This is a genomic window from Aphanothece microscopica RSMan92 (genome assembly GCF_046613545.2).
GTDB lineage: Bacteria > Cyanobacteriota > Cyanobacteriia > PCC-6307 > Cyanobiaceae > NIES-981.
This window is the reverse complement of sequence record NZ_JBKKKY020000037.1, coordinates 20,561-27,418: the sequence shown is the minus strand read 5'-3', so window position 1 is coordinate 27,418 and position 6,858 is coordinate 20,561. Positions and strand designations below refer to the sequence as shown.

Sequence of the window (6,858 nt, the reverse complement as noted above, 5' to 3'; positions counted from 1 at the left end):
CTCCCGCACCGATGGCCCGCCCGCAGCGCTCCCCCCAGCCCCCTCCGCACCCCGGCCCCTCCCCGGCGCTGCGGCAGCGCACCGTGCTGGTGAGTGGGGCCAGCCGGGGCATCGGCAGGGCGATCGCCTCACGGCTGCTGGAGGCCGGGCACCGCCTCAGCCTCGGGGTCCGGGATCCGGAAGCGCCCGAGGCCTGGTGGGCGTCCAGCCCCTCCATCGCCGGGACAGCCGAGAGGCTGCTGATCCATCCCTACGACGCCCTGGCCGCTGAGCAGAGCGCCAACAGTGGCGAGACCTGGGTGGAGGCCACGGTGGCCCGCTGGGGCGGCGTGGATGCGGTGGTGCACAGCGCCGGCATCCTGTCGCGGGTGGGGGTGACCTACTCGACCCAGGAAGCCGGTGAGATCCGGCAGCTCCTCGACGTGAACCTGATGGGTCCCTGGCGCCTCAGCCGCGCCGCCTGGCCCCACCTGGAGGCCAGCGGTGACGGCCGGGTGCTGACGCTGGTGTCGATGAGCGGTAAACGCGTCAAGGGACGGCTCGCCGCCTACGGCGTGAGCAAGTTCGCCCTGATGGGGCTGTGCCAGGCCCTGCGCAACGAGGGCTGGGAGGCGGGGATCCGCGTCACGGCGATCTGCCCCGGTTGGGTCAACACCGCCATGGCCGCGGCGGTCACAGCCGTGCCGCCCGAGGCGATGACCCAGCCCGAGGACCTGGCCGACACGGTGGCCCACCTGCTGAGCCTGCCGGCCGCAGCGGTGCCCTTCGAGCTGGCCGTGAACTGCGTGCTGGAGAGTGGCGGTTGATCGTCCGGCCGCGATGACGCGCCACCGCTTCCAGCTCCGCCGCCCCCATCGCACCTACAAGACCCTGCTGGCGGCCTGTCTGCTGTTGCTGATCAGCTTCACCCTGCCGCCCACCTGGCATGGAATCTCCAGCGTGGGCTATCTCCTGCTGGGGCTGGTGATGGTGCTGGGCCTGGGCGACCCTGTGGATCACCTGAAGGTCGGCGCCGTACCCCGCCGGCTGTTCAAGCTGCTCGGCTGGGCCACCTTCGTGAGCGGGCTCCTCTGGTTCCTCACACCGCTGCAGCTGCGCCAGTCGGGCGTGCCGGTGCTGATCCTCTGGGCCCTGTTCAGCAACTGGAGCGCGATCCGGCTGATCCGGGGGCTGGCGGAGGAACAGGAGGTGAGCATGGATGTGCTGCGGGGATCCCTGGCCGGTTACCTGATGCTGGGCCTGGCGGGGGGGCTGATATGCGCGGCCCTGGAAACCACCACGCCGGGCAGCTTCAGCAACATCAACCTCGCCGGCTCCATCCCGGCCACCGAGGCCGAGGTGTACCCGGTATGGAGCCTGAACTTCGTGCGGCTCAACTACTTCGCCTTCGTGAGTCTCACCACGGCGGGCTACGGCGACATCACCCCCCTCACGCCGATGGCGCAGATGGTGAGCGTGGGGCTGGCCGTGGTGGGCACCTTCTACATCGCGGCGGTGATGGGCCTGCTGATCAGCCGTCTCTCCACAGTCCAGCCACAGGGCCTGGCCCAGCCCCCCAGCCTCGAGCCGCCGCAGAAGGCTGAGCAGCAGAGGGCTGAGCAGCAGAGGGCCGAGCAGCAGCGGGATCCCTAGAACGCCTCGGAGCCGCGCTGCTCGCCTGCCCGAGGAGCGCGGCGGCGGAGTTCCCAGCCCTTCACGATCCTGTAGATCACCGGCACCACGAACAGGCTGAGCACCGTGGCCACCAGCAGGCCGGCAAACACCACCGTGCCGATGCTGATGCGGCTGGCGGCGCCGGCACCGGAGGCGAAGAGCAGCGGCAGGAAGCCAGCCAGGGAGGAGATGGCCGTGAGCAGGATGGGGCGCAGACGGGCCACGGCGGCGCCGTGGATGGCCTGCTCCAGCGGCATTCCGGCGGCCAGGCGCTGGTTGGCGAACTCCACGATCAGGATGCCGTTCTTGGCCGCCAGGCTCACCAGCACCAGCAGGCCCATGCGGCCGTACACGTCGAGGGGCAGGTCCCGGATCGCCAGCCCGGCGATGCCGCCCAGCAGCCCCAGGGGCACCGTGACCAGGATGATCATCGGGTCGATGAAGTTCTCGTAGAGGCCCGCCAGCACCAGCAGCATCACCAGCACCGCCAGCAGGAACACCTGCTCGTTGGCGCCGCCGGCGCGGGCCTCCTCCCGGGCCAGGCCCGCCCACTCCAGATCGGTGGCGGAACTGCCCAGCTGGCGGCGCACCTCCTGCAGCCGGTCCATGGCCTGGCCCGTGCTCACCCCCAGCCGCGGTTGGGCCCGGATGCCGATCGAGCGCACCAGGCGGGTGTGGTTGATCGCCGTGGGACCCGTGCTCTCCACCACCCGCACCAGCTGGGCCAGGGGGATGAGGGTGTCATCCCTGCCGCGCACCTGCAGCGACAGCACATCCTGCACGTTGCGGCGCTCGGAGCCCTCGAGCTGCACGATCACCCGCCGCACCCGGTCGCCCTCGAAGCTGTCGTTCACGTAGTCGCTGCCGAAGCTGGCGCCGAGCACATCCACCAGCTCCTCGAGATCCACCCCCAGGGACGCCAGTTTGAGCCGATCCGGCTCCAGCCGCATCAGCGGTGCATCCGCCTGGAAGCGGGTGTTCACCCGCTCGAAGGCGCCGGTGGCCTCGGCGGCCTCGATGAAGGCCTGGGCGGTCTGCTCGAACGCGGTGAGGCTGAGCCGGCCGCCGCTGGTGTCGAGCAGGTCGAACTCGATGCCCCCCTCACTGCCGAAACCGCGCACCGTGGGCGACTCGATCACCACCACCTGGGCATCGTCGATCGTGGAGGCCAGCTGGCCGTTCAGCCGGCCGGCCAGGGCGGCCGGGGTCTGGTCGCTGCCCGGCCTCGCCTCGACGGGCTTGAGGCGCAGAAAGAAGATGCCCTTGTTGGGGCCGCTGTCGCCGAAGGATCGACCGGCGTAGAAGTTGCCCGAGACAACCAGGGGGTCGCGGGCGATCACCTGCCGTACCCGCTCCATCACCGCCTGGGTCCGCGCCAGCGCCATGCCGTCGGGAAGCACCACGATGCCCCGCAGCTGACTGCCGTCCTCCTGGGGAATGAACGCCTTGGGCCGCTGCTGGTAGGCCGCGGCGGTGAGCAGCAGGCCCACCAGCAGCAGGGCCACGATGCGGCGGCGCCAGCCCAGCGCCCGGGTGAGCCAGCGGTCGTAGGGCACTTCGAGGGCCTCGAGGGCCCGCCGCGGCGGATCGATCCAGCGGCGCAGCCAGGCCGGCTCCCGCTGCTCAGAGCTGAGCAGCCGGCTGGCGGCCACGGGCGTGAAGGTGAGGGCGTTGAAGGTGGAGAACACGATCGTGGCCCCGATCGTGAGGCCGATCGGGGCATAGAGGCGGCCGGTGCTGCCGCCCAGGGTGAGCACCGGCAGGAACACGGCGATCAGCACCAGGGAGGTGGCCACCACCGCCCCACCCAGCTCGGCCATGGCCTCGCGGGCCGCCAGCAGCGGTGGCTGCCCCCGCTCCAGCCGGCGACCGATGTCCTCGCTCACCACGATGGCGTCGTCCACCACCAGGCCGGTGGCGAGCACCATGCCGAACAGGGTGAGGGTGTTGATCGAGCTGTCGGTGAGCCGCAGCACCGTGAGCGCCCCCACCAGCGCCACCGGCACCGCCAGCGCGGAAATCAGGGCCAGGCGGCTGTTGCCCAGGCCCAGCAGCAGCGAGAGGAACACCAGCAGCACCGCATCCCGCAGGCTGGCCAGGGTGCGGTCGATGTTCTCACGCACCGTCTCGGCCTCATCGATGATCACCTGGAACTCGAGCCCGGGCGGCAGGCTTTCGGTGATCTCGTCGAGGGCGGTGCTGATGCCACGGCTCACATCCAGGGCATTGCTGCCATCCCGCTGGAAGATGCCCATCGCCACGGTGGTCCTGCCCTGCAGGTTGGTGGCGATGGCGTCGTAGTTCTCGCTGCCGAGGGTCACCCGGCCCACATCGCGCAGCAGGGTCACCCCGCCCTCCGGCGTGGGCGCCACCACGAGCCGCTCGAACTCCTCCACCGTCCGCAACCGGCCTTCCATGCGCAGCGGCAGGGTGAGGATCTGGTCGTCGGGAGCGGGCGCATCACCGGCCTGGCCCAGGGCCGCCAGCACGTTCTGCTCCTCGAGGGCATCGCGCACATCGGTGATGGTGAGCCCCAGCTGGTTGAGCCGGGCCGGATCGAGCCAGAGCCGGAAGGCCAGGGGACTGCCGCCGAACAGGCGGGCCTCCCCCACCCCCGACACCCGCTGCAGACGGTCGATCACCACCTGCTCCACCCAGCCGCTCAGGAAGGTGTCGTCGTAGAGGTCACGGTCGGCGCTGAAGCTCAGCACCATCAGCAGGTCGTCGGAACTGCGGCGCACCCGCACCCCGAAGCGGGCCACCTGGGGCGGCAGGCGCGGATTCACCACCGCCGCCTCGTTCTGGGCGTTGATCTGGTTGATCTCCGGATCGCCGCCCTCGAAGCTGAGGGTGATGCTGCTGCTGCCGGCCGAACTGGTGGAGCGCACCTGATCGAGGCGCTCCAGGCCATTCAGCTGCTTCTCCAGCAGGGTGGTCACCCCCTGCTCCACCACCTCGGGGCTGGCCCCCGGATAGCTGGTGCTCACCGTGACCCGGCCTGGGGCAATGGGGGGCAGATTCTCGATCTGCAGCCCGGGCAGGCTCACGAATCCGGCCAGCAGCACCAGCAGGCTGATCACCAGCGTGAGCACCGGCCGGCGCAGAAAGGGATCCGAGATCGATTTCACGCGGGGGCTTCAGGCAGGTCTGCGCAGCTGGGAAGGGCCCGGATCCGGGCCGCGCAGGCACGTTCTAGGAGAGAGCGGACTGGAAGAGCGTGGATCGAAGGGAGAACGGCCCTAGGCGAGATCGCGCTTGAGCACCACACAGAGGTAATCCGGCGCCTTGTAGCGGCCCGGCAGGCAGAGGTGCAGCTGGGCCAGCCGGCTCCAGCACACGGTGCGCTCGATCGCCGCCCGGCTGCGGCCCTCCTGGAGCAAACGACGCAGGGCCTTGCAGTACAGGGAGTAGTTCGCCTCCAGTTCCCCGATCGTGAGGCCGGTGCTGCTGCTCATGGCGGGAGGGGCGCCCGGGGGGTTCAGGGGCGCCTGTTCACCCTAGGAGTCCGCGGTCTCGGGGCTTGAGGATCCCCAGGCCATGGCGGGTTTGCCGCGCTCAGAGCTCGGGCAGGAGCAGCGCGGCCTGGCCATCACTGAGACGCCCGGCGGCGTGGAGCACCCGGGTGATGGCGTCGATGCCGAGCACGGCCTGACAGCGGTAACCGGCCGCCGCCAGCCGCTCCTTGGCGCGACGGTCATGGTCGCCGCCATGGTCGAGAAACACCACCACATCCTGCACCTGCAGGCCGGAGCTCTCCAGCTTGTTGATCCCTTCCAGCACACTGCCGCCCGTGATCAGGATGTCATCCACCACCACCACCAGATCCCCCTCCTCGAAATCCCCCTCGATCAGGCGGCGCGCTCCATGGGCCTTCACTTCCTTGCGCGGGTAGATCAGCGGCTTGTGCAGCAGCAGGGAAAGACCCGTGGCTGTGGGCAGGGAGCCGTAGGGTATGCCGGCGATCCGGTCGAACACCAGCTCCTCCATCCGGCCCGCATAGGCGTGCAGCACCCGGTGGAAGAGGTTGGGATCGGAAATGATCTGGCGCAGATCGATGTAGTAGTTGAACACCGCCCCGGAAGCCTGCACATAGTCGCCGAACAGCAGGCAACCGATATCGAACAGATCCACGATCAGCGACTCCAGCACATCCGCCGAGGGCAGCAGCGATTCCTGCAGTGCGACACCCGCCGCGGCCGGAGGGGGAGGGGGAACCGTGGCGGTGGCCCCGGTGCTCAGGCTGGCCGTCACCCCCGCGGCCGGCTGGGGCCGGCCGGCCGGGCCGCGCTCCAGGACCGGGCGGGGCGGCGGAGCGGGCAACCACAGGTCGCAGCGTTCGGCGGTGCCGGCGCCGCGTTGCTCCAGCCACTGGGCCCGGGTGGCGTTGATCTGCAGCTTGAGGGCCGCGGCCCGCTCGGCGATGTCGTCCTCCACCAGCAGGTTCTGCGGCAGGGGCAGCAGCAGGCCATCGCCGGCGGCGGTCAGCCCGGCCTGCAGCATCGCCTCGAGCTTCTCCTCCACCCCCCACAGGCTGCGCAGGATCAGGAAGCGCTCCGGGGCCACCTGGCGCACCCGGGCGAGGATCGCCGGATCACTGGTGCCCACCTCCAGCAGGAGCTGTTCGGGCGTGGCCCAGAGCAGGCACTCGCGCACGATCCGCAGGTAGAGGGGCTGGTCGTCGTCGGGAAAGTGCTGGATCTGGCGGGCCGCCTGGTTGGAGCTGTGGCAGGTGATCACCACCGCCCTGTCGGGATAGAGCAGGAAGGGAGCGGCGATGTCCTGCCCGGCCAGGGGCGAGAGGGTGACGGCGTCGGCCAGCAGATCCTTGAACAGGTAGTGGGCCAGCACCGAGGAGGAGTTGAGATCGCCGTGCTTGCAGTCGATGATCAGCGGCAGGTCCGGCGGCACCAGATCCCGCACCTCCAGGAGCAGCTCCAGCCCCACCGGCCCCAGCGCCTGGTAGAAGCCGAGGCTGGGCTTGTAGGCACACACGTGGGGGGCGGTGGCTTCGATCACCGCCTTGATCCAGTGGCGGGCCTGGCTGAGGAAGGAGCGGCCGGCCAGCCCGCGACGGGCCACCCAGCTCTGCAGCATCTCCGGATTGGGGTCCAGGCCGGTGACCAGCAGCGACTGGCGGTCGGCGATCGCGTCGGTGAGGCGAATGAAGAACCCCATCGCCCTGAGGCTGGCTGAGCCTGTTGCTAG

Annotated in this window: 5 protein-coding genes; 2 read left to right on the top strand and 3 right to left on the bottom strand. The window is 70.2% G+C overall.

Annotated features, from left to right (window positions below; genetic code table 11):
- A partial coding sequence (locus ACLD7X_RS10845) for an SDR family NAD(P)-dependent oxidoreductase (RefSeq protein ID WP_411423649.1) occupies positions 1-806 on the top strand: 806 nt, incomplete at its 5' end.
- A 13-nt stretch (positions 807-819) separates the two neighbouring features.
- Positions 820-1,632: a potassium channel family protein gene (locus ACLD7X_RS10840; RefSeq protein WP_425625178.1), complete on the top strand. Its 813-nt coding sequence runs from the start codon at positions 820-822 to the stop codon at positions 1,630-1,632.
- Here ACLD7X_RS10840 and ACLD7X_RS10835 read toward each other — a convergent pair.
- From ACLD7X_RS10835 to ACLD7X_RS10825, 3 genes are all read right to left on the bottom strand, one after another.
- Positions 1,629-4,781: an efflux RND transporter permease subunit gene (locus ACLD7X_RS10835; RefSeq protein WP_411423647.1), complete on the bottom strand. Its 3,153-nt coding sequence runs from the start codon at positions 4,779-4,781 to the stop codon at positions 1,629-1,631. The genes ACLD7X_RS10840 and ACLD7X_RS10835 overlap by 4 nt on opposite strands.
- 111 nt (positions 4,782-4,892) lie before the next feature.
- Positions 4,893-5,108, bottom strand: a complete 216-nt coding sequence (locus ACLD7X_RS10830; protein WP_411423646.1) for a DUF3136 domain-containing protein — start codon at positions 5,106-5,108, stop codon at positions 4,893-4,895.
- Positions 5,109-5,208: 100 nt separating this feature from the next.
- Entirely contained in the window at positions 5,209-6,828 is a 1,620-nt protein-coding gene (locus ACLD7X_RS10825; RefSeq protein ID WP_411423645.1) for a bifunctional orotidine-5'-phosphate decarboxylase/orotate phosphoribosyltransferase, read from the bottom strand.
- Between the last annotated feature and the right edge of the window lie 30 nt (positions 6,829-6,858).